The organism is Hymenobacter segetis (genome assembly GCF_054776495.1).
On sequence record NZ_BAAHBV010000002.1, the window covers coordinates 893,130 to 914,532 of the forward strand.

A 21,403-nucleotide genomic window follows, 5' to 3' on the forward strand; every position below is an offset into this window, starting at 1 on the left:
TTTTTAGTTGTCAGGTGTTCATTGTCCGTTGTTAGTTTGCAGCGGAAAACTGATAACCGGACCTGACAACTGATAACCAATAATTGACAACTCACTAAAATGGACGAAGAAATTCAGTTTTACCTTGATGAGCTCGCGGAGTCGATGAGCAAAGCGCTGGCGCACGTAAACGTGGAAATGAGCCGTATCCGGGCCGGCAAGGCATCACCAGCCATGCTCGACGGCTTGCGCGTGGATTACTACGGCACACTCACTCCTATCAGCCAGATTGCCAACATTACGGCTCCTGATGCCCGCTCGCTGCTCATCAAGCCTTGGGAAAAAAACATGATTAGCGAGGTGGCCAAGGCCATCAAGAACAGCGACCTGGGCCTGAACCCAGTTTCGGATGCCGAAGGTGTGCGCCTGAACATCCCGGCCATGACCGAGGAGCGTCGCCGCGAGCTGGTGAAGCAGGCCAAGAATGAATCGGAAGCTGGCAAGGTGCGGGTTCGGGGCATCCGCAAGGATGTGAACGAGTCGCTGCGCAAGCTGCTGAAAGAAGGTGCTTCGGAGGATGCCGTGAAGAGCGCCGAAGAGAAAGTGCAGAAAACGACGGATTCTTACATTGCCGAAGTTGATAAAGTCCTCAGCAAGAAGGAATCGGAGATTATGACTATCTGATTTGGTCTGATTGAAAACAAAAAAGCCCGGCGGATTATCGTCGGGCTTTTTTTGTGGCGTTTTACTTTACGCAGTGCTGTTCTACTGCGTCAATTCGGCTTCGACGGTGGCGGGTACCAAATAGCGGATGCTGTGGCCAGCGCGCAGGCTTTCGCGGATGTAAGTGGCCGAAATGTCCAGTAACGGCGCGGTTATCACCTGCACGCGGGGAAAGGGTACTAAATCGGGGCTGGGCGAGCCGGGCCGGGGATACACGTAGATATCGATTTCGGCCAGCAGGCGGGCTGATTCGTGCCAATTTGGGAGGCCGGGGAGGTTGTCGCTGCCCATCAGGAGCACGAAATCGTGCGTGGGGTGGCGCTGCCGCAGGGCGTCGAGCGTGGCGATGGTGTAGCTGGGGCGCGGCAGGCCGAACTCGATGTCCTCGGCGCGCAGGCGGGGGTTATCGGCAATGGCGAGCTGCACGAGGTGCAGGCGCTGGGTGTCGGGCAGCAGGTCGGCGGCGGCTTTGAAGGGATTGTGGGGCGTGACCACGAGCCAGACTTCGGCCAAATCGGTGCGCGTGGCAAAATGCTCAGCCAGGATGAGGTGGCCGGTGTGCACGGGATTGAACGAACCGAATAGCAGACCTACCCGGCGGCCACTCATACGATGGCCGGCTCGCCGCTGATGAACTGGCGCACCAGCTTTTCGGCGTGGTCGGTGGCCTCGTCGAGGTTATCGTTGACGACGGTGACATCGAAACGATTCTCGAACCCAAGCTCGAAATTGGCTTTGTAAATCCGTGAGGAAATGCTGGATTGCGAATCGGTGGCGCGGGCCTGCAGGCGCTGCTCCAGAACTTCGATGGACGGCGGGCGGACGAAAATAGCCAGCGCCCGGTCCTTGTAGAATTCCTTGATGCTGAGGCCACCTTTCACGTCGACATCGAGAATGGCGTGCTTGCCATTGTCCCAGATGCGTTCGATTTCGGACTTCAGCGTGCCATAAAACGCGCCTTCGTACACCTCTTCCCACTCCACGAACTCATCGTTGCGGATTTTGTCCTGGAATTCCTGAACGGAGATGAAATGGTAGTCTTTGCCTTGCACTTCGGCCCGGCCGCGGCGGTCGCGGGTGCAGGCGGAAATGGAAAAGCTAAGCTCGGGCAACCGGTCCATAAGGCGGTGCACGATGGTGGTTTTGCCAGCGCCCGAGGGGGCCGAAAACACAATGATTTTGCCTTGCATCACGCAAAGCTACCGGTATTAGGCCATTTGCGCACCTACACGGGCCAAAATGGCATCGTGAAGGGTAGCCGGAATGGGCTGCCGGGTAACGCGCTGGTTCAAAAAACCGATGAAAACGCGCTGCTTTTCGAGGTCGTCGAAGCAGGGCGAGCAGTCCGTGGCGTGGTCGTAGAGGTAGTCTTCGTCCTCGGCGGTCAGGTGCTGGCCTTCGATGAGTTGGTCTAGTACAGTATTCACTCGTTCGCAGTCGGGGCCATTAGCTAAAATGGGAGCCGACGTATTGGTTTCTTTAGTAGCAGATTGGTTCATAATTGAAAATGCAGGAAAGGGGTGAGAAGCAATGAAGTATGCGGCCGAGAATAATGCGTCCCTGTTGATGACGTTAATTATTCTCGGCCTCGGTTAGTTCCGTATCGTCGTCTATTGCATCATTGCCATAGCCCATCGACTGGGCGTATTTCTCTAGCTTATCCTTGAGGAAATTGCGGGCCCGGTGCAGGCGCGAACGCACCGTACCAATCGGAATATCAAGCACTTTGGCCATCTCCTCGTAGGTAAACCCTTCGAGGTCACAGAGGATGATGACGGTGCGAAAATCGACTGGCAAAGAATTTAACGCGCTGGCAACTTCATCACCGATGAGGTCGCGGGCCGACTGCTGGCGCATGTCGGAAGAGGAAGCGCCGATTTCGCCTTCGGCCTCTACGTCGTCGGGATTGTAATAGCCCTCAATCTCGCTGTAGTCGACCTTGGCGGGCTGCTTGCTTTTCTTGCGGAAATCGTTGATAAACGAGTTCTTAAGAATGCGAAAGAGCCAGGCCTTGGCGTTGGTACCGGGCTCAAAGTACTCGAAGAATCGGTATGCTTTGAGGTAGGTTTCCTGCACCAGGTCGTTGGCATCATCCTCGTCGAGGGTGAGGCGGTAGGCAAAATTGTAGAGCGGGTCGAGCACGGGCATCAACTCGGCCTGAAAACGCCGGTCTTTTTCCTCTTTGCTCAGTTTGACCCGTTCGGGGGAATCGCTCATACAGGTGGGCGGGGGAAATTGCAGGCCGAAACCTACGAAGGAATAGGGGATTATGACACTAACACTCGTATATGCCGCTACTCGGAAGTGGTGGGTGGCCGAGTTGCTTCACGTCAAAACCGCCCGCTACGCAATGCTACTGGCAGTCATTAGAAGCCAAAAATAGCAAAGCGCAACGTGCGGCGCATTGCCCGATGTACGGATTGCAGCGTCTGCTAGGTTGCGATACAGTGAATAAGCAGCAAACTAACTGGACGAATTGGCCATTGTTTGACGCTAAATGCCATTTATTATTCGACCGGCAACGGCACCCAGGCGGCCACCCGCGCCGCTACCGCCGCCGCCTCGATGGCTCGGATGCAGGTGCAGGCAGCGGGCTGCTGCCGGCAGTCGTCGCAATTGGGCTTGTCGAAAACCATAAATTCGGCGTGCTCGCCCAGCGGGGCCCAGCGGCCGGGGTGCATGGGCCGGATGGGCGGGTAGAGGCCCAGCGCGTAGCGGCCCAGCGCGGCGGCCAGGTGCAGTGGGCCGGTGCTGCCGGCCACGAGGCCATCGGCGGCGGCGATGAAGGAGATGAACTGCGGCAGGCTGAGCTGGCCGGTGAGGTCGGCGGCGAGGAAGGCGGCGTTTTCCTGAAGCCAGGGGGCTAGCTCCTCCCCTTCCGCAGCCGTGCCGGTGATAAAGACGCGGTGGCCGGCGCGGTGTAGCAGGCGGGCGAGCTGGGCGAAATTATCGAGGCCCCACTCGCGGGCGCTGCCCCGGCTGCGCGGGTGGAGGATGACGTTGAGCTGGCCGGGCTGGCGCTTCTGTAGTAGCTGTTGGAATTGCGGCAGCAGAGTTTCGGTGGCTTGCAGGCGCACCAGATGGGCTATTTCGGTTAATGAAGGCTCGGAAGTATCGCCCAAAGGCTGAAGCAGCTTGTGATTTAGCTGGGATTCGTGCAGAGGCGAATGGCGGCGGCTGAGGGCCACCAGCCGGTTGCAGGTCAGCCAGTGCTGCCAGCGGTTACGCGTGCCGATGCGCAGGGGAATTTTGGCTTTTTGGGCGAGGCGGGCGAGGGTTTTGTTGGGGAAAACGTGGATGATGGCGGCGGCTTCGTAGGCGCGCAGAGCTTCTACTTGGGCAGTTTCGGACTGTTTCAGCAGCTCATCCAGGTTCAGGAAATCATCGACCCACGGGCAGGCGGCGGCCACAGGCGCAGTGTAGGTGCGGCCAATGAGCACCACCCGGCAGCCCGGGAACAGCTGCTTGAGCCGCCCGCACACCGGCAGGGTCAGCACCACGTCGCCGATGGCGTCGGTGCGGGAGACGAGGAAGGTGAAGTTTTTTTCCGGGCTCATGCTTCGGCTTGTTCGGTGCGGGTTTTCAGCTTGGCGAATTTCAGGAACACGCCCCAGGCCGAGATGCCGGCGATGCACAGGCCGGCGAAGCCATCGAGAAAGCCGAGGCGGAAGATGTAGCCGTGCACGAATTTCCAGAGCGGCTTGAGCAGCAGGTGAAACAGATTGACGTTGGTGCGGCCGCGCAGGGCCAGCTCCTGGGCCGTGATGCTGGTGAACTTATTGAGCTGACTGACGTGCTGCGCGATGCTGTGGTAGCTGTAGTGCAGGGCATCGCCGGTGAGCGGGGCGGTGGTCTGGCCGGGGTTTACCTCGAATTTTTCGTGCAGGAGTAGGCCGGTCCAACGGCCCAGGCGACGGTCGTAGAGGCGCAGTTTGCGGTCGGGATACCAGCCGCCGTGGCGCACCCAGTGGCCGCAGTAATTGGTGAGGCGGGCCAGCGAATAGGCGGCGTGCTGCCAGTTTTGCTTGGCCTGGCGAATGGACTGGCGCAGCTCCTCGGTCAGGACTTCATCGGCGTCGAGCTGCAGAACGTGGTCGAATTGAGCTTGGCTGGTGGCGTAGTTTTTCTGCTCGACGTAGCCGGCGAAAGCGTGCTGCAGGACGCGCACGCCGTGCTGGCGGCAGATTTCCACGGTGGCATCGGTGGAGAAGGAATCGACTACGAGCACGTCGTCGGCCACGTCGCCCAGGGCCTGGAGGCAGCGGGCGATGTTGGCCGCTTCGTTGAAGGTGATGATGACGACGGAGAGGGAGACGGGCATGGGTGGGCAAATATCCGGCGTTTTTACTGACCGGGGCTTCGGCCGCTTGCGCAATATTTTCGTATCGCAACCCGCCGGGCGTGCGTAACTTGCGCCCGAATTCGTTTCTCAACACATGAAAAAAACGCTCCTCCCCGGCCTGTTGGCCGCTGCTCTGCTGTCGCTCACGCTGCCTTCGTGCGGCCCGTCTGCCACCGAGGGCGACGATGACATCGCCACCACCACCCTGCCCCCGCTGCCCGCCGCTCCCGACACCACCAAAGGTGCCAAGCAGCCCGAGCAGATGCGCGAGCTGAACTCGGTGAACGCCACGGAGGACATCAAGAAAATGCAGCCGCAGATGTAATCACGGCTTTTTGCTGGATTAACCGTGATTTTGCTGCTGTCGTTTCAGCCTCTTTTGCGGGTATTAATCGGGCCGTTACTGCTGAGGCGGTGGCGGCCCGATTTCTTTTTCTTCCGACTCAACTATCATGGAAAACAACATTGTGCTGCGCCGGGGCGTGGAAGCGGATTTAGCCCAAGTGCTGGGCCTGATTCAGGAACTCGCTGAGTATGAAAAAGCGCCGGAGGCCGTGACCAACACGCTGGCCGCTATGCAGCGCGACGGCTTTGGCCCGGCTCCCATCTTCGGCTTTTTCGTGCTGGAAAATGAGGCGGCTGAAATTGTTGGACTGGCGCTGTTTTACACGGCTTACTCCACCTGGAAGGGCCGGATGCTCTACCTCGAAGACCTGGTGGTGACGGAGGCGGCGCGGCGCGGCGGCCTGGGCCGGCTGCTGTTCGATGCCGTGGTGGCCGAAGCCCGCGCCACTGGGGCCGTGCGCCTGAAATGGCAGGTGCTGAACTGGAACGAGCCCGCCATCACCTTCTACAAAAAGCTGGGCGCTACCATTGAGGATGAGTGGCTGAACGGCAACCTGGACGAGGCGCAGCTCGGGCGCTACGAAGTGGCCCCGGCGGCGACGGCTGTGGCCGCGCCAGTCACGGGGCGTAGCTTGTAGCTCCTGAAGTGACGACAAAAAATCAACCCCCGCCGGGCTCGTACCCGGCGGGGGTTGGTCGTTTTATCGGAACTGGTTTTGCTGAAGCTGTTAGGTAGTGGTGCAGCACTAATCAGCTCACAGCCGGATAAATTTCTGATTACCGGTGCGGCCCTGCGCGTCCTGCCAGCGCAATACGTACAGGCCGGGCCGCGTGTCGGGCAGGTTTAAATTGAGCACGTTCAGGCCGGTGGGTACGCTGAGGGCGGTGGCCAGGATGCGGCGCCCCAGCGCGTCGAACACCCAGAAAATCACCGTGCCATCAGCCGAAGCGGGGTATTGGAGGCGCAGTTGAGAAGCGGTTACCGGGTTAGGAAAAATGCTGACCCCGGCGCTCTCCGAGCTAAGGGCCACGGGGGCGGGGTTGTCGAGCGAGCCATCGGGGCGCTGGAGGCGGAGGCGGTAGTAGCGCAGGCCACCGGGCGGCTGGGCATCCACGTACTGGTACTGACTGGCGGGGGGACGCGGGGCCACGATGGCAATTTGCTCCCACGCGGTGGTGTCGCCGCTCAGGCTGCGCTCTACCACGAAGCGGCTCAGGAAGCACTCGTCGCGGGTGGTCCAGTTGAGGGTGGCCCCGGTCCCGGCCGCATACTGGGCGCTCAGGCCGGTGAGCGGGGCGGGCAGCAGGGCCGGACCGCTACAGCCCAGGTTGCGGAAGCTGCGCACCCGCAGCACCTGCCGGCCACCGGCTACTTCGCTGAGGGGGTCCAGCGCCCGGGTATTCTGGCCAAAACTCAGCGCGTAGTGCATCACCGCGCGGGGCAGGTTGAGGTGGTTGAGCTGCTGGGCGTGGCCCAGCTCGTGCACGGCCACCGACTCGAAATCAATCTGACTGGAGCTGGCAAGGGCTGGCCCGAACTGAAAGGCTGACCCATCATCGAACTGCATGTCGATTTCCTTCACCCAGAATACCACCTCGCCGTTGGAGGCGTAGCAGCCTTTGTAGTAGCTGGTGGTGCGGCCCAGCACGCGGGCGGGCAGCTCGGCCCCTTGGTCGAAAGCGACGACGTTCTGGCCGTCTTCGGCAATGGTATTGGTGGCGTTGGCGGAGCCTGTTTCCCAGTTCATGCCAGTCTGGCAGCGCCAGGTGGCCAGCGCCCGCTGCCAGGCCGCGGCGGGCGAGGCCGTGAAATTGGGGCCGAAGCGGAAGGTGATGCCGCCGGTGGCATTCAGGGCAATGTGGTTGGGGCGCTGGAGGAGCTTGCCGTCGGTGCTTTCCACGTTGGTGAGGGCGTAGACGATGGTGACGGGCGTGCTGCTTTCCACAGTGAGCTGGTCGGAAGTGGTGACGCGCACGGGGCCGGAGCCGGCGGGGTGGCCGTTGCTCACCGGGCTGCCGCCATTGGCCGTGGAGGGCACCCGCACCTGGATTCGGTTATTGGTCCAGCTGATATAATCGTCGTCGCGGACTTTCACGCGGGTCGAGCCGCCATCGTCGGCGTTCCGAAACTCGACAAAGCCACTGCCCCGGGTGCTGCCAAAGCCGTCGCCGGTGATGGTGAGCACCGCGCCGGTGCCGGCCGTGAGGCTCACGGGCGAAAACCCGGCGATGGTGGGGGCCGCCGTGCCGCGCCGCACGGGCGTGGCCGTTTTGGCCAAGGCAGGGTTGGCCTGCAATACCTGGCGCGCCTGCCCCGTGAAGGCAGTTATTTCCTGATAAAAGCCCGAATCCAGCCCTTTGTAAACGCGGAATGGCTCGGTGGCCGTGCCCTCGATGGGGTTGAATTGGATGAAGCCCTGCTCGCTGCCTACGGGGGTGTAAGCGGCGGGGCCGACCACTGGCAGTCCCGGCCACGGTGCGGCTTTCAGGAAGAAAACGCCCTGCTGGCCGGGCGTGAGCTGCAGGGTGTTGGTGAGAATTTGCTGGTCGAGGCCAAGGCGGCCGCCTTCGGTGAGGACGGTGAGGCCGGTGGTGTCGGCCACCTGGCCTTTCAGCAGGGAAAATACCCGCAGGCGGTGCCGGGTGAAGAGGTGCCGGTGGTCGGCATCCCAGAAGCTGCGGGCATCGAGTACCTGCGCTTCGACCACCAGGTCCGACTGCCGGGCGCGGCTAGCGGGCTCCAGGGGCAGCATCAGGCAGCGCGTTTCGGCGGGGGCCTGGGCCTGAGCGACGGCCGGGATGGCTGCTAATACCAGCACTCCCAATACGCCCGCCCATTTGCGGCTTCTAACACGGTTAATCAGTAGCGAAAACGACATAAGCAAGAAGGAAGAGCGAGGGCCACCCAAGATACGGAAAACCGGAACGAAGGAGGCCTTAGCGCCCGCGTTGGGCCTGGGCCAGCTCGCGGGCCAGCCGGCGGTTTTGGTGGTACTGGCGCAGGTCGCGCCAAATGACGCCGACGAACACGTTGAGCCGGTAGCTGAAGTACATGCCGTCGAAATCATCTTTGTAATCAATCTCAAATACCGATTTGCGGTAGCCCACGCTGCCACTCACCCCCACCCAGCGAAAAGGTTTGACCAGGACGGCAAGGCCCGCCTCGACGGGCACGAACAGGCCCCGGCTGTCGGTGGTGGTGCGGCCGGTTTGGTCGGTCACGGTGTAGTGGCTGCGGCCCAGGCCCACTTCCAGCGGCAGGCTGATTTCGAGCCAGGGCCGCTGGAAGAAAACGTAGCTCACGTTGGGCGTGAAGTAGGTAAGGTCGAGCTGGGGCGTGAGGGTATCGGGGGCCTTTTTGGTGCGCTTGCCGTTTTTATACTGATAGATGTAGAGGGCAGTATAGTCGCGGCTGAGGGTGTAGCCGCCCAGGCCCAGCCGCCAGCGCCGGCCGGGCAGCACCACGCCGGCATTGGCCCCGATGATGTGCACGGCCGACGACTGCACGAAAGACTCGCGGTTATCGAGCGAAATCACGAAGCCCACCCGGCGGCGCGGGGCCACGGCCGCCGGGCACGGCGGCCCCGCCACCTCGCCGGCCGAATCGGCGGCGGGCCGGCTTTGGGCGGCCCCGGCCCGGGCACCCAGCAGCAAGGCGGCCAGCAAGCCCGCCCCGAGATAACGCGTCATAGCAAAACAGTAGAGTTGAGGCAATCGGGCTAAAGCTAAGGCCCTGGCATGAGTTATTTATGTAGCCGGCCGCCCACAGAGACAAAGCGCGGCGCAGGTCGTTTAAGGCGCAGGTCGTTTAATCAGCCGGCTAGGCCAGCGGGCGCGGGCTGGGGCTGCCATTCGGGCGAATTGTTGGCCACCACGGGCCAGCCGTTGGCATCATATTCCAGCCGGGCCAGGATGAGCACGCGGCGCGAGTAGCCTTCGGAATCGTCGATGGCATCGAAGGTGGGCTGGCGGGGGTCGATGGCGTGGCAGGCCAGCCAGTCCTGGCCGGCGGCATCGGTCACCACGCAGTTGTGGCCGGGGGCATGCCAGTGGGCATTGGCGGCGAGCAGGGCGGCATGGGGGTTGGCGGTGGCGGCGGCGTAGCTTTCGAATGGCCCGGTGGCGTGGCGGGCGCGGGCTACCAGCACGGCGTAGTGGGCGCGGGGGCCGCAGCAGTTATCGCCCGAAAAAAACAGGTAGTACCAGCCGTTCCGTTGGTGCACCCAGGCCCCTTCGATGAGGCGGTGGTAGTCGGCGGGGTCGTGGGAAACGCTGGGGTGCAGCACGGCCACGGCCTCGCTGCCGGGGGCGAAATTCAGGCGGTCGTCGGCCAGCTCGCGCACCCAGATGGGGCCGAAACCCGAGCCCCAGTACAGCAGCCGGCGGCCGGTAGCGGGGTCATCGAACGCCATGGGGTCGATGCAGGTGAAGCCCGGGCCGGGCAGCATGGCATGGCCAATGTCCACGAACGGGCCAGCGGGCGCATCGGCCACGGCCACGGCGAGGCTGAAATAATTGGCTCCATCGGGCCGGGTGGAATAGTAGAGGTAGTAGCGCCCGCCGTGCTCGCTAACGTGCGGGGCCCAGATTTTCTGGCTCAGCAGCGCCCAGTCGGGCTTGGCGGGCAGGCCTTCGCCGAGGTATTCCCAGGCCACCAAATCGCGGGAACGGGCTATTTGCAGGTTGATGATGATGCCGGCACGCTTGGTTTGGGTACCGTAGGCGTAGTACCAGTCATCTGGGGCTCGGATGATGGTGGGGTCCGGAAAATTGTCGTCGATGACGGGGTTGGTGAACATGGGCGGCGAGTGGGTGGCGGGGCAGTATACGCGGCGGCCTACCGTTCTCGCTGCTGCTGTAGCCACAGGCAGGCCGAGGCAATATCATCGAAAGTGCCCACCAAGGGGTTGCTGATGGGATATACCCGCTCCTCAGTGGCGTGGCGGGCTTGCAGGCTGAGGGGCAGTACCCAGGCGAAGTAGCGCAGGCCTGCGGCCTGCATTTCCTGTAGCCACCGGCCGCCCCATTGGGTGCGCGGCATGTGCACGGCGAGGACGTTGGTGCCGTCGGTCAGGATTTTCTGGCAGGGCCACTGTCGCAGGCTGGCCAGCATCTGCTCGCAGGCGGCCAGGGCCAGGGGACCGTCGTAGGGGCCGCGCAGGTCCACGTAGAGCCAGCGGTTCGGCTCGTCGCGGCCGATGAACAGACTGGGAGAATCGACAACGGTTTGCAAGGGCAGATTCAGAGACAGGGCGGGCAAGGGCGTTTGGCGCATTCAAATAACGACAGGAAACCCTCCCCAGCCACGAATTTTGCCGCCCGATGCCGGGGCGCAAATACTTTGCGGGCCGCGCATCTATCTGCTGCGGCCGGGCGCTAGCTTTGTGGTTCTGCTTGCGCCGGAAGTTGCCCGAAAGTCCGGGAAACCGCTTGCTCTCGCCCTCACTCCCACCCTCTTTGCTGATGTTCAAAAAAAGTGTTGCCCTGCTGGCTTTGTTGTGTGCCCCGTTTAGCCTGCTGGCCTGGGGCGTGATGGGCCACCGGGCCGTGGCCAAAATTGCCGAAAACCACCTTTCCGCCACCGCCAAGCGCGAAGTAGCCCGCATTCTGGGCACCCAAACCATGCCGCTGGTGAGCACCTGGGCCGATGAGCTCCGCGCCGACCCGCAGTTTAAGGATACGGCGCCCTGGCACTACCTCAACGTGGTGACCGGGCTCGATTTCGCCGCCTTCGTGAAGCAGTTGAACGACCCGGCTACCCTGGCCCCGGCCGCGCCCACCAACGCCTACACCGCCCTGCTCCAAGCCCGCCGCGACCTGAAAGACCCCAAGAAAACCGCCGACGAAAAGCTCGTGGCCCTCAAATTCGTGATTCATCTGGTGGGCGACGTGCACCAGCCCCTGCACGTAGGCCACGCCGAAGATAAAGGCGGCAACAGCATCATGGTGAACTGGCGTGCCAAGGAAGACACCAACCTGCACAGCGTGTGGGACACGGCCCTGATTGAGTACCCCGGCTTCACCTACAGCGAAATGGCCACGGCCTACGACCACGCCACGCCCGCCCAAATCAAGCAGTGGCAGAAGGACGATATGACGACCTGGCTCTTCGAGTCGTACCAGCTCTGCACGCCCATCTACGCCAGCGCGGCCACCCCGCCCACCAAGTTCGACTGGCACTTCTACCCCACCTTCGGCCCCACCGTGGAGCAGCAGGTGCTGAAAGCCGGCATCCGCCTGGCCGGGGTGCTGAACGAGACGTTTGATAAGTAGTAGCCAACCCGCCCTGCGCGGGCAGCCCGAAACAGAAGAAGCCCCGGCCGCGTGAGCAGCCGGGGCTTCTTCTGTTTTAGAGCAACCTGATGTATTGGGCTGAACAGCCGCCCAACACTTAGGTGCGCCCTCAAGGCATTAGTGCTTCATGCCCGGCATGGCTTTGGGGCTAGCCTGGCCCAACTGGTCGAGCGCGGCGCGGAAGCCGCGAGCCAACTCAGCAGCAGGCCCGCGGCCGTAGTAGTGCAGAAACATCATGCGCGGCGTGTCGCCCAGCATGTGGTTGTGCACGGCCACCACCTCCAGGTTATGGGCCCGCAGGGTTTTGATGACCGGATTGACTTCGTGCTCCAGCATGGCAATGTCGCCGGCAATGTGCGCGTCGTCCTGCCGGCCCGCAAACGCCGCCCAGGAATTCAGGCCAATGGCGGCCGTCATTTCCGTATTCATCATCACCGACTGCACATCGGCGCGGCCCACCGTGTATTTGCAAGTGGGGCCGTTCACCACGCCGGGGTACTTCACGATGGCATCGAGGGCGGGCAGGTCGAACAGGTCTTTGCCGGTGGGCACCCCGGCGGCCGGCGCGGAAGCCGGCGGCTGGTTGGCCGGCAGCAGCTTCGAGTCTTTGAGCGTGGCCGCGAACTTGCGGGCCAACTCGGCGGGCGCGCCCATGCCCATGATGTGCATGTAGAACACGCGTGGCTCTTCGTAAAAGAAGTGGTTGTGAATGGCTGCGATTTCCAGCCCATTGGCCAGCGCGGCCGAAATCAACGGGTTTACTTCTTCCTGCAGCAGCACGGTATCGCTCATCAGCATGGCGGCTTTGCCATCCAGCGTGTGCTTGATGGCCACCCAACCGCCAAAGCCGAAGGAAATCGGCACCGCCGCGCCCTTGATTGTGACCTTCAAATCATTGCGCGGCAAGCCAATGAGGTGCGTGGCCTGGGACTCGTTGTAAGCCCCTTTTTCACCCAGCGCCGCATCGATAGCCGCCTGGTCGGCGGGGCTCAGGGCGGGCGTTTTGCCAGCGGGCGGCGCAGTGGTCACCGGTGCGGCCAGGGCATCGGAGCCGCTCAGCAACGCAGTGGTGCCCAGCAAAGCGGCGGCCCGCAGGGCTTCGCGACGAGAAACAGCCGTATGATTCATGGCGCGCGGTGTTAAGGTTGACCGAAGAAAAGATAGTGCTTTTTAGGGTATTATCTTTCTGCCTACCCCACCAGCGCCGGCCGCTTATCAAACCACGGCCGAGCTTGCTCCAGCTGCCCGGCCAGCCGAAACAGCACGTCCTCGGCTCCCAGCCTCGCGATGAACTGCACGCCGCAGGGCAGGCCGGCAGCCGTCCAGTGCAGGGGCACCGACATGGCGGGCTGGCCCGTGAGGTTGGCCACCTGGGTGTAGGGCGTTTTTTCGAGGCTTTGCTCAGCCAGCTTCTCCACGATGCCGGAGCGGCGGATGAGGCCGCCGAGGCCGAAGGTGTTCACCAGCTTCAGCAGCTTTTGCTCCAAGGGCCTGGGTTGCAGCTCGCCAATGCACACGGGCGGCGTGGCTAGGGTGGGCGTGAGCAGCAGGTCGTAGGTCTGATGAAAGCGGCCGAAGGCGCGGGCGTGGTCGTTCCAGGTTTGGCGGGCGGCGGCGAAGTCGGCGGCGGTGTAGGTGCGGCCCAGCAGGCCCAGCAGCCAGGTGGTTGGCTCCACATCACCGGGCCGGGCGGGGCGGCCCAGGTGCCGGGCCAGCGCCGCGATGCTAGCCCCGGTTTCGCCAAAATACAGCATCAGAAAGGCCGTGGATACGGCCCGGCCATCAAAGGGCAGCGGCACTTCGGCCACGTCGTGGCCCAGGCTTTCGAGCAACTTGGCCGCTTCCAGCACCGCCGTGGCGCACTCCGGGTGCAGGGCGCTGCCCAGCGGGTGGCCCAGGCTGAAGGCGATGCGCAGACGGCCGGGCTCCCGGCCTACCTCCTCCAGGTACGGCCGGGCGGGGTTGGGCAGGAAGTAGGGCGCGCCCGCATCCGGCCCCTGCGTGGCGTCGAGCATCGCGGCGCTGTCGCGCACCGAGCGGCTGAGGACGTGCTCCACGGCCGCGCCCTGCCACTTTTCGCCCTGCTCGGGGCCGGTGGGCACGCGGCCCCGGCTCGGTTTCAGCCCAAATAGGCCGCAGCACGCCGCCGGAATCCGGATGGAGCCGCCCCCATCGCCCGCGCCGGCCACGGGCGTGATGCCCGCCGCCACGGCCGCCGCTGCCCCGCCACTGCTGCCGCCGGGCGTGTGGCCCAGGTGCCAGGGGTTGCGGGCAGGGCCGTGCAGCAGGGGCTCGGTCACGCCCATCAGGGCAAACTCGGGGGTGTTGGTTTTGCCCAGAATATTCAGGCCGGCGGCCTGCCAGCGGCGCACCAGCTCGGCATCTTCTTTCGGCACGAAATTGCGCAGTGCCCGGCTGCCCGAGGTGTGCGGTGCCCCGGCGTACTGCGCCCCGAAGTCCTTGAGCAGAAACGGCACGCCGCCGAATGGGCCGGCCGGCAGCCCGGCGGCGGCTCGCGCCCGGGCCGGCTCGTAGAGCGGGTGCACCACGGCGTTGATTTGCGGGTTCACGGCTTCGGCGCGGGCGATGGCGGCGGCGCACAGCTCGGCGGGCGTGAGCTGGCCGGTGCGCACGAGGGCGGCCTGGGCCAGGCCATCGAGCCGGTCGTATTCGGCGGGAGAAATCATGGGCTAAATGTAGGCGGGACCGGCCGGGCAATCTGAAAAGGACGCGGTGGGCGTATGTCAGACCGCAGCGCGGAATATTGGCTATTTTGAGTTATATTTCCACGAAATATCAGCACAAAACCAACACGCACGGTTCAGTTACTTCTCCCAATGGTCACACCCATTTTTCGGATTTCTGATTACCAGCAAGCCCTCGATTTTTACATCGACTGGCTGGGGTTCCGGATTGATTGGGAAGACCGGTCGGAACGGGAGCCGCTGTACATGCAGGTGTCGCGCGGCGGCATTGTGCTGCACCTTACCAACCATCCCCAGGAAAGCGGTGCCGGGTCCAAGGCCATTGCCGAAATCAACGGCCTGATTGCCTACCATCACCTGCTCACGAAAAGGGATTCGGCCTTCCCGAGCCCGGCCCTGCAAAAAACCACCTGGAGCGACAAAGTGATGCAGATAGAAGTGACCGACCCATTCGGCAACAGCCTGGTGTTCGCCGAAATCTGCTCCTAAGGGGCCGGAATGGCCGGCTCGCCTGTCCCCAACATGGGTTGGTATGGCCCAAGCGGGGGTTGGATGGCATCACGGATAGGTTAGATGGTCCCAAATGCAGGTCGACATGGCCCACTCGCGGGCTAACACGGGCTAGAGGCTCAGCAGCTCTCGAAACCGCACCGACTGCTGCCGCGATACTTCCACTTCGCCGCCGCCGCGCAGCGTTAGTTTCAGCGTGTTGCTGAACCAGGGCTCGATGCCAGCAATCCATTTGAGGTTGATGATTTGCTGGCGATTGACGCGGAAAAACACTTTGGGGTCGAGGCGGGCTTCGAGCTGCTGCAAGGTGCGCGGGATGAGCGGCTGGTGGTTTTCGAAGTGAATGCGGGTGTAGCTGCCGTTGATTTCGAAGAGCTTGATGTCGGCCAGCTTCACGAACCAGCACCGCTCGCCGTCCTTCACAAACACCTGGTCCTGGGCCGTGAGGGGGGCCTGCGGGGCCTCCTCGGGCGGGCCGGCGGCGGCGACTTCAACCAGTGCCGGGGCAGTGCGGCGGGCGCGGGCCTTGGCCAAGGCGGCGGCCAGGCGGGCTTCCTGCACGGGTTTCAGCAGGTAGTCGAGGGCATTTACGGCGAAGGCTTGCAGGGCGTATTCGTCGTAGGCCGTGGTGAAGATGACGTGCGGGGCCGCATCCAGCGAGGCCAGCAACTCGAAGCCGGTCTGGCCGGGCATCTGCACGTCGAGCAGCAGCAAATCGGGCCGCAGGGCCTGAATTTGGGCGCGGGCCTCGTCGGCGTGGCGGGCCTCGCCTACCACGGTCACGTCGGGGAAAGCCTGGAGCAGGTGGCGTAGCTCGGTGCGCGCCAGGCGCGAGTCGTCAACGATAAGAACGTTCATTCGGAAGCGAGGGAAAGAGTGGGCGCAGTGACCAATAAGGGCAGGCGTAGCTCGGCCGTCACGGTATCGGCCTGTCGGGCATCATCGCCAATGACGAGGCTGGCCGTGGGGCCAAAGAGCAACTGGAGGCGCTCGTGGGCGTTGGGCAGGCCGATGCCGGTGTGGTCGAGGGCGGCGGGGCCGTGCCCGGCAGGGTTGGGCTGGTAGCGGCCGGGGTTACGCACCGTGATGAGCACCTGCCCGGACCGTTCCAGTTGGGCCGAAATCTGGATATCGCCCCCGCCCGGCCGGGGCGCGATGCCGTGCTTGATGGCGTTTTCGACCAGCAATTGCAGCGTCATGGGCGGCAGCAGTACCTCCAGGGTGGCGGGGGCAACGTCGAGGGTGTAGGTCAGGCGCTCTTCCAGCTGCAGGGTTTCGAGGGTGAGGTAGTGGGCCACGATTTCGAGCTCACGGGCCAGCGGCACCTGCTCGCGGGTATTGAGCTGGAGGGAATAGCGCAGCAGGTCGGAAAGGTGCGTCATCATCTCGCGGGCGCGCACTGGGTTCTCCAGCACGAGGGCGCGGATGTTGTTGAGGCCGTTGAAGAGGAAGTGCGGGTTAATCTGGGCCTTGAGGGTGCGCATCTCAGCGTCGCGCACGGCGGCGGTCAGCTTCCATTTCTCGATTTCGGCCTGCCGCAGGTTGTCGAAATAATGCAGGCTGAAATAAGCCGCCGACCACAGCAGCATGGAGAAAAACGAGTTGGCCGTGTAGCCCACGTATTGCAGCCACGGAAAGCCCTTCCCGTCCTGACTGGTCGGCTCCACCAGCCAGAATAGCAGCGTGACGAGTACCCCGGTGAGGGCCATGCTGCCTACCGATACCAGGAGGTTGCCCAGCAGCAACCGGGGCAGCAGGGCTGCCAGCGGCAGGCGCGTCCAGCCGTGGCGGCGCAGGTACAGCCGCAGCAGGTGGCTGCCCAGCACCAACGAGCCCGCCACGATGATTTCAATGGGAATGATTATCGGCTTGAATTTGCCAAAAACCGCTGCCAGCACCCCGCCCAGCACGCCATACGCTCCCCAGCCGCCAAGCTGTAGAATCCAGTACAAACGGGGGCGGGCGGAAGAGCGGGGCATAAAATAGTGGTACTAACAAACGGCAAGTTACAGGAGTAGCGGCGGCGCATAACCGCCCGGATGCTACCATCCGGGCGGTTGACAGTTATTTCTTAGCCACGGCCGGCTGCTTCAGAAATGCATCGGCCTGGGCCAGGAACCACACCGTGTCGTCATACATCAGGAAGTGACGGCCGGCTTCCGACATCTCAATGCGTGTCTGCGGCAGCTTGGCGTATTGCTGCGCGAAGATGGCCCGGGTGCTTTCCTTCGTCGAGCCGTACTGCGCGTAGGCGGCCCAGGCCCCCAGCACCAGCACCGGCTGCTTGATGCGGCTGATGTCGTTGCGCAGGTCGATGGTGTACATATCGTACATGGCCTGGGCGGTGGTGGCGGGGTCCGAGACCATGCCCCAGCGGGCAATCAGGGTTTGGCGGGCGGTGTCGGTGGCCATGCCGGCCACCATCTGGCGCTGGGCGGCGGCGGGCATGTGGCCCTGCTTCATCTGCTGGCGCATCTTGTCGGCCATGGGCCGCACGGTTTCCACGGTAGCGGCCGGGTTCTGGATGGCGGCCATGTAGGGCAGCGAATCCACAATCACGAGCGGGCCGATGGCGTCGGGCTGGGCCGCGCTCAAAGCCAGCGCCATGAAGCCGCCCAGGCTGTGGCCCACCAAGGTGGGCTTGCTCAGCTTCTGCGTTTTGATGTAGGCCAGGAGCTGGTCGCGCACGGCGGGTAGCAGCGGGTCGGTCACGGCCGCCGGGGCCGTGCCGCCGAAACCCGCCAACGAAATAACGTGGCACTGGTACTGCGATTGGTAATGAGCCACGGTTTCGTCCCACACCGCGCCGGTGCAGTTCAGGCCGGGAATCAGCAGCATGGGCTGGCCCTTGCCCACCACCCGCACCGTGAACGTGGGATGCGCGGCGGGGTTATCGGCCACAACTTTTGCGGCGGGCACGGCGGCCGGATTCGTAGCGAAAGCAGAACCCGCCGCGCTCAGCAGCAACAGCGACAAGGACAGGCGGCGGGCGAAAGCAGAAGTTTTCATCGGGTAAGTGTGGGGTGATGGGTGATTGAATGACCCAAACTTACCGGCCCGTTTCAGCGGCCGAAACGGAATTTAAGCGAACGGTATCCCGGCCCGCTGAACGGGCGGAAGGGCGGCTGAACGGAAACGGGGCACTGACTTAAAACTGAACGGTCATGCTGAGCGCAGTCGAAGCATCTCTACCGCAGTAGTAATCCTTTCAATTGGATTTACTCTCACGGTAGAGATGCTTCTCTCACGGTAGAGATGCTTCGACTGCGCTCAGCATGACCGTTCTCAATTATCCCTGGCTCCTGTTCTACTTCCCTCCCATCCCCACCAGACTGTTCAAATAGCTTTCCAGATTGGTGTAGCCATCCGTAGCGCGCAGGCCCCGGTCGGCCGCGTCTTTCGGGTTGAGCCCATTGGCCTTTTCCCACGCATCGGGCATCCCGTCGTGGTCGGTATCGAGGGGTGCGGCGGTGGATTTCAGCACCGGCCAGGCTTTTTGGGAAATGCTGTAAGGCGTGCCGTGCGGGTAGTGCCCCTGCACATCGATGAGGGTGCCGGTACGGGTGCGCACCTCCCGCACAATGCGCTGGTCGAGCGTGTCGCGTTGCGGACAGATGGCGCCCGCGCCGTTCAGCACGGCCTCGTAGGCGGCGGGGGCCGTTTGCAGGGCCAGCGGGCCAAGGTCGAAGGGGGTTGTCACTTTCGATTGGGCGGTGTCGGCGGCGATGCCGCCGTTCATCACCACACCGCGCCAGTTGCGGGCCGTCACGGCGGACGCGCCGTCCACGTAGTTGCCGGTCAGGTAGAACTTGCCGTAGGGCAGGCGGCCTTTTTCCTTGTCGATTTTGTACGGGTTCAGCACCTGGGCCTGCACTTTGGGGTTGGTGCTGGGGCCGGGCTTGTAGTAGTTGTTCACCACGTTGTAGTTGCCGCCCTCGCCGGCATACACGTTGTTTTCGCCCCAGTCATAAATCACGTTGTTGCTGAAATCGGCATTCTCGAAGCCCGCCGGGTGCGTGTAGCGGCTGCCATTGAAGCGCGGCGTGCGGTTTTTGCAGTGCGCAAACAGGTTGTGGTGAAACGACGAATGCTGCCCGCCCCAAATGCCTCCGAAACCGTGGCGCTCAAAGTCGGTATCGCCCTTTTCGTAGTGGTAGGAGTAGTTCAGCGGCTCCGCGATGAGGTTCCATTGCAGGGTGGTGCTGTCGCCCTCGTACACGCTCAGGCCCTCGTCGGTGCTCCAACTCATCGAGCAATGGTCCACAATGAGGTGGTTGTTGCGGGTGCCACCGAAGGCATCATCACCGCCCGCGCCGTCCACAAAACCACCGTTCTGGTTCTTATCGCCCATCCGGAAGCGGATAAAGCGCACAATCACATTGTTCGCCTTCACCGATACCGGATAATCTGCCAGGCAAATGCCGTCGCCGGGAGCCGTCTGGCCTGCAATGGTGGTATTCGGCTTATTAATGAATAGCGGCGAAACCAGGTGAATGGTGCCCGACACCCGAAACACGATGGTGCGGGCCGGAGCTTTGGCCGCGTTCAGCATCAGTGCGTAGCGCAGGCAGCCTGGTTTATTATCATCAAGCAGGTTCGTGACTTCGAGCACCGTGGTGGGCACCGCCGCCGTGCCCCGCCCGCCAGTGGTGAAGCGCCCCGCGCCCTCGGCCCCCGGAAAGGCCACCAGGCCCTGCGCCCGGCTCGTCGCTGGCAGCAGCAACAGGCTTAAGCCCAGCAAATAAATCATCCGCGCCGGGCGCAGACGGGAAAAAGAACGTTTAGAAAAATGGAGCATACTGGCTGATTAAGGCAACAACTTAAGCCCTACTGCGTGAATGGGGTGTGAAACCTCGCTTTTTGAAACTAAGTAAAAACCGCGCCAGTTGATTGGGCTGAGTGCCTCAGAAGCTCTTTTTAAACAGGCGTTCGAAATCAAAAAAAGCATCATTCCGATAAAAATTGTTGTCATTATTGTTATAATTTAATTATTAGACAATATCTTCACATAACTTCCTGCCCTCGTCCTTTACCACTTTGCCCATGCGCCCATATTTCCTCGCCGTCGCAGTCACCCTTCTTGCCATAGGAAGCAGCCAGATTGCCGCCGCCCAAAGCGCCAGCACGAGTACCTTATCGCCGTCCGGCAATGCGCAGGACCGTATTGCCATGTCGTCGCGGCCCGCCGCCAGCAGCTCGGCCCGGTCGGCTATGCGCCTGGCGTGCGCGCCTCTTGCCGGCGTTATTTATGAGCCCAACGGCCGCCCGCTGATTGGCGCAACGCTCCTCATCAAAGGCACCCACGACGTGTACGTGACCGATTCGGAAGGCAAATTCCGCCTCACCGACCCCGTGTACCAGGGCCAGACGCTGGTGGTGGGCGCGGCAGGCTACACGCCCCAGGAAATTGCCCTCACCGACTGCACGCTGCCACGGTTGGTGCTGGAGCAGGCCGAAGGTGCCCGCATCAAGCGCAGCGGCAAGCGCGCTGGCCAGGTCGTGCGCCTCAACAACCGCAATACCAACCTGAAATAAGCGGCCTCAGGGCTGGCCCTGGGCGGCGGCGCAGGCTTGCAGCCACTGCATGGCATTGAGTTCTTCGGTGAAGCGCTGCACGTGGTACTGACGACCGTCGAAGTACGTGAGCGGCGGCACTGTGGCGTCGTGCTCCAGCTCGTACAAATGCGTGGGCATGAATAGATAGGCCATGAATACCGCCCCTCCCAGGCGCTGGGGCAGCTGGGGCATGAATTCGTCCATCATCCAGCCGGTGTTTTGCTGGTTGGCGTGAGCGCGGCGGCGACCATCAATCAGCCAGAGGCGAGCCCCGCAAGCATCGGCCGCATCGAGCAGGTGGTAGTAGCCGGCGTGGAGTTCGTCATCGGTGGGTTGGCGCAGCCAGCGGCCTACCAGCACCTGGAGGTCGGGCCGAAACTGGTATTGCAGGTAGTCGTGGGTTGGGGACATGGGCGGCGAGCTGGCTATTTTTTAAGAACGGGATTGACTAAACCGCCACCGCACCAGCCGCTTCCAGACGCTGCTGATGCTGCAGTCCCCATGCCCTCAGGACCTCAATCACGGGGTCGAGCGAATGGGCGTAGGGCAATAGCTGGTAGTCCACCACCACCGGCGGGCCGGGGTAGACCGTGCGGGTGATGAACTGATGGGCTTCCAAATCCTTCAGCTCCTTGGCCAGCACTTTGGTGGAAATGCCCGGCACGCTGCGCTCCAATCCACGAAAATGCCGGGCACCGGACAGCAGCGCCACAATAATCTGGAGCTTCCACTTGCCATTCACGACCAGCAGGGCGTGGCGCAGGGCCTCCATCGTCGGGGCGCATTGGGAATGGTCGTTGGGTACGGTCATGGGAATTCAAGAAAAGGGCGAATGGAGCTGATTACCTGCCGGTAATCAAGCTACCGCGACGTAATCTGTAGTTGAAGCAAGTTACTAACAAATGCCCGACTGATTACTTGAGGTAATCAGAGTACCAAACAACAGCTT

24 protein-coding genes are annotated in these 21,403 nt (G+C 62.7%); 6 read left to right on the plus strand and 18 right to left on the minus strand.

The features are described 5' to 3' along the window. Nucleotides 1–99 precede the first annotated feature (99 nt). The gene (gene frr, locus ACYU70_RS14280) at nt 100–663 is read left to right on the plus strand and encodes a ribosome recycling factor (protein ID WP_342297550.1); all 564 of its coding nucleotides are present in this window, start codon (nt 100–102) and stop codon (nt 661–663) included. A gap of 81 nt (nt 664–744) precedes the next feature. On the opposite strand, the gene nadD is transcribed toward frr, so the two are convergent. The 6 genes from nadD to ACYU70_RS14310 all read right to left on the minus strand — a co-directional run bounded on the left by nadD (nt 745) and on the right by ACYU70_RS14310 (nt 5,023). Further along, on the minus strand, nt 745–1,311 hold the full coding sequence (gene nadD, locus ACYU70_RS14285; protein ID WP_342297552.1) for a nicotinate (nicotinamide) nucleotide adenylyltransferase: 567 nt from the start codon (nt 1,309–1,311) through the stop codon (nt 745–747). Next, on the minus strand, nt 1,308–1,892 hold the full coding sequence (gmk, locus tag ACYU70_RS14290; RefSeq protein ID WP_342297554.1) for a guanylate kinase: 585 nt from the start codon (nt 1,890–1,892) through the stop codon (nt 1,308–1,310). The genes nadD and gmk overlap by 4 nt, the downstream gene beginning before the upstream one ends. A gap of 18 nt (nt 1,893–1,910) precedes the next feature. Next, nucleotides 1,911–2,201: a hypothetical protein gene (locus ACYU70_RS14295; protein WP_342297555.1), complete on the minus strand. Its 291-nt coding sequence runs from the start codon at nt 2,199–2,201 to the stop codon at nt 1,911–1,913. A gap of 73 nt (nt 2,202–2,274) precedes the next feature. After that, a complete protein-coding gene (locus tag ACYU70_RS14300; RefSeq protein WP_342297556.1) occupies nt 2,275–2,919 on the minus strand; it encodes a sigma-70 family RNA polymerase sigma factor in 645 nt (214 codons plus the stop codon). 290 nt (nt 2,920–3,209) lie between these two features. After that, on the minus strand, nt 3,210–4,259 hold the full coding sequence (locus ACYU70_RS14305; protein ID WP_342297558.1) for a glycosyltransferase family 9 protein: 1,050 nt from the start codon (nt 4,257–4,259) through the stop codon (nt 3,210–3,212). Then, complete coding sequence (locus tag ACYU70_RS14310) at nt 4,256–5,023, minus strand: glycosyltransferase family 2 protein (RefSeq protein WP_342297560.1); 768 nt, start codon at nt 5,021–5,023, stop codon at nt 4,256–4,258. Before ACYU70_RS14310 ends, ACYU70_RS14305 begins: the two co-directional genes overlap by 4 nt. A 115-nt stretch (nt 5,024–5,138) precedes the next feature. On the opposite strand from ACYU70_RS14310, the gene ACYU70_RS14315 reads away from it, so the two are divergent. Together ACYU70_RS14315 and ACYU70_RS14320 are read left to right on the plus strand one after the other, a co-directional pair. Further along, entirely contained in the window at nt 5,139–5,369 is a 231-nt protein-coding gene (locus ACYU70_RS14315) for a hypothetical protein (RefSeq protein ID WP_342297562.1), read from the plus strand. 127 nt (nt 5,370–5,496) lie between these two features. Beyond that, a complete protein-coding gene (locus ACYU70_RS14320) occupies nt 5,497–6,027 on the plus strand; it encodes a GNAT family N-acetyltransferase (RefSeq protein ID WP_342297564.1) in 531 nt (176 codons plus the stop codon). A 117-nt stretch (nt 6,028–6,144) separates the two neighbouring features. Here ACYU70_RS14320 and ACYU70_RS14325 read toward each other — a convergent pair whose 3' ends face one another. The 4 genes from ACYU70_RS14325 to ACYU70_RS14340 all read right to left on the minus strand — a co-directional run bounded on the left by ACYU70_RS14325 (nt 6,145) and on the right by ACYU70_RS14340 (nt 10,664). Beyond that, a complete protein-coding gene (locus ACYU70_RS14325; protein ID WP_342297565.1) occupies nt 6,145–8,268 on the minus strand; it encodes a T9SS type A sorting domain-containing protein in 2,124 nt (707 codons plus the stop codon). A gap of 58 nt (nt 8,269–8,326) precedes the next feature. Beyond that, nucleotides 8,327–9,079, minus strand: a complete 753-nt coding sequence (locus tag ACYU70_RS14330; protein WP_342297566.1) for a hypothetical protein — start codon at nt 9,077–9,079, stop codon at nt 8,327–8,329. Nucleotides 9,080–9,201: 122 nt separating this feature from the next. Continuing rightward, complete coding sequence (locus ACYU70_RS14335) at nt 9,202–10,188, minus strand: glycoside hydrolase family 43 protein (RefSeq protein WP_342297567.1); 987 nt, start codon at nt 10,186–10,188, stop codon at nt 9,202–9,204. A gap of 38 nt (nt 10,189–10,226) precedes the next feature. After that, entirely contained in the window at nt 10,227–10,664 is a 438-nt protein-coding gene (locus tag ACYU70_RS14340) for a hypothetical protein (protein WP_342297568.1), read from the minus strand. Nucleotides 10,665–10,852: 188 nt separating this feature from the next. On the opposite strand from ACYU70_RS14340, the gene ACYU70_RS14345 reads away from it, so the two are divergent. Further along, on the plus strand, nt 10,853–11,662 hold the full coding sequence (locus ACYU70_RS14345) for a S1/P1 nuclease (RefSeq protein ID WP_342297569.1): 810 nt from the start codon (nt 10,853–10,855) through the stop codon (nt 11,660–11,662). A gap of 138 nt (nt 11,663–11,800) precedes the next feature. Here ACYU70_RS14345 and ACYU70_RS14350 read toward each other — a convergent pair whose 3' ends face one another. Together ACYU70_RS14350 and ACYU70_RS14355 are read right to left on the minus strand one after the other, a co-directional pair. Then, the gene (locus tag ACYU70_RS14350) at nt 11,801–12,811 is read right to left on the minus strand and encodes a DUF1259 domain-containing protein (protein ID WP_342297571.1); all 1,011 of its coding nucleotides are present in this window, start codon (nt 12,809–12,811) and stop codon (nt 11,801–11,803) included. 62 nt (nt 12,812–12,873) lie between these two features. Beyond that, nucleotides 12,874–14,370, minus strand: coding sequence for an amidase (locus tag ACYU70_RS14355; RefSeq protein ID WP_342297573.1), 1,497 nt, complete (start codon nt 14,368–14,370; stop codon nt 12,874–12,876). A 150-nt stretch (nt 14,371–14,520) separates the two neighbouring features. Between ACYU70_RS14355 and ACYU70_RS14360 the strand changes: the two genes are divergently transcribed. Next, nucleotides 14,521–14,877: a glyoxalase superfamily protein gene (locus tag ACYU70_RS14360; RefSeq protein ID WP_342297574.1), complete on the plus strand. Its 357-nt coding sequence runs from the start codon at nt 14,521–14,523 to the stop codon at nt 14,875–14,877. 132 nt (nt 14,878–15,009) lie between these two features. Here ACYU70_RS14360 and ACYU70_RS14365 read toward each other — a convergent pair whose 3' ends face one another. The 4 genes from ACYU70_RS14365 to ACYU70_RS14380 all read right to left on the minus strand — a co-directional run bounded on the left by ACYU70_RS14365 (nt 15,010) and on the right by ACYU70_RS14380 (nt 19,696). After that, nucleotides 15,010–15,756 carry a LytR/AlgR family response regulator transcription factor gene (locus tag ACYU70_RS14365; protein ID WP_342297576.1) on the minus strand — a complete coding sequence of 249 codons (747 nt, stop codon included), beginning with the start codon at nt 15,754–15,756 and terminating at the stop codon, nt 15,010–15,012. After that, complete coding sequence (locus ACYU70_RS14370) at nt 15,753–16,877, minus strand: sensor histidine kinase (RefSeq protein ID WP_342297579.1); 1,125 nt, start codon at nt 16,875–16,877, stop codon at nt 15,753–15,755. Before ACYU70_RS14370 ends, ACYU70_RS14365 begins: the two co-directional genes overlap by 4 nt. A gap of 85 nt (nt 16,878–16,962) precedes the next feature. Then, the gene (locus ACYU70_RS14375; RefSeq protein ID WP_342297582.1) at nt 16,963–17,907 is read right to left on the minus strand and encodes an alpha/beta fold hydrolase; all 945 of its coding nucleotides are present in this window, start codon (nt 17,905–17,907) and stop codon (nt 16,963–16,965) included. A gap of 298 nt (nt 17,908–18,205) precedes the next feature. Further along, nucleotides 18,206–19,696, minus strand: coding sequence for a pectate lyase family protein (locus ACYU70_RS14380; protein ID WP_342297584.1), 1,491 nt, complete (start codon nt 19,694–19,696; stop codon nt 18,206–18,208). 245 nt (nt 19,697–19,941) lie between these two features. Between ACYU70_RS14380 and ACYU70_RS14385 the strand changes: the two genes are divergently transcribed. After that, nucleotides 19,942–20,433, plus strand: a complete 492-nt coding sequence (locus tag ACYU70_RS14385; RefSeq protein WP_342297586.1) for a carboxypeptidase-like regulatory domain-containing protein — start codon at nt 19,942–19,944, stop codon at nt 20,431–20,433. 6 nt (nt 20,434–20,439) lie between these two features. Here the strand turns inward: ACYU70_RS14385 and ACYU70_RS14390 are convergent, their stop codons facing one another. After that, entirely contained in the window at nt 20,440–20,865 is a 426-nt protein-coding gene (locus ACYU70_RS14390) for a hypothetical protein (protein WP_342297588.1), read from the minus strand. A 37-nt stretch (nt 20,866–20,902) separates the two neighbouring features. Then, the gene (locus ACYU70_RS14395) at nt 20,903–21,265 is read right to left on the minus strand and encodes a winged helix-turn-helix transcriptional regulator (protein WP_342297590.1); all 363 of its coding nucleotides are present in this window, start codon (nt 21,263–21,265) and stop codon (nt 20,903–20,905) included. Nucleotides 21,266–21,403 lie beyond the last annotated feature (138 nt).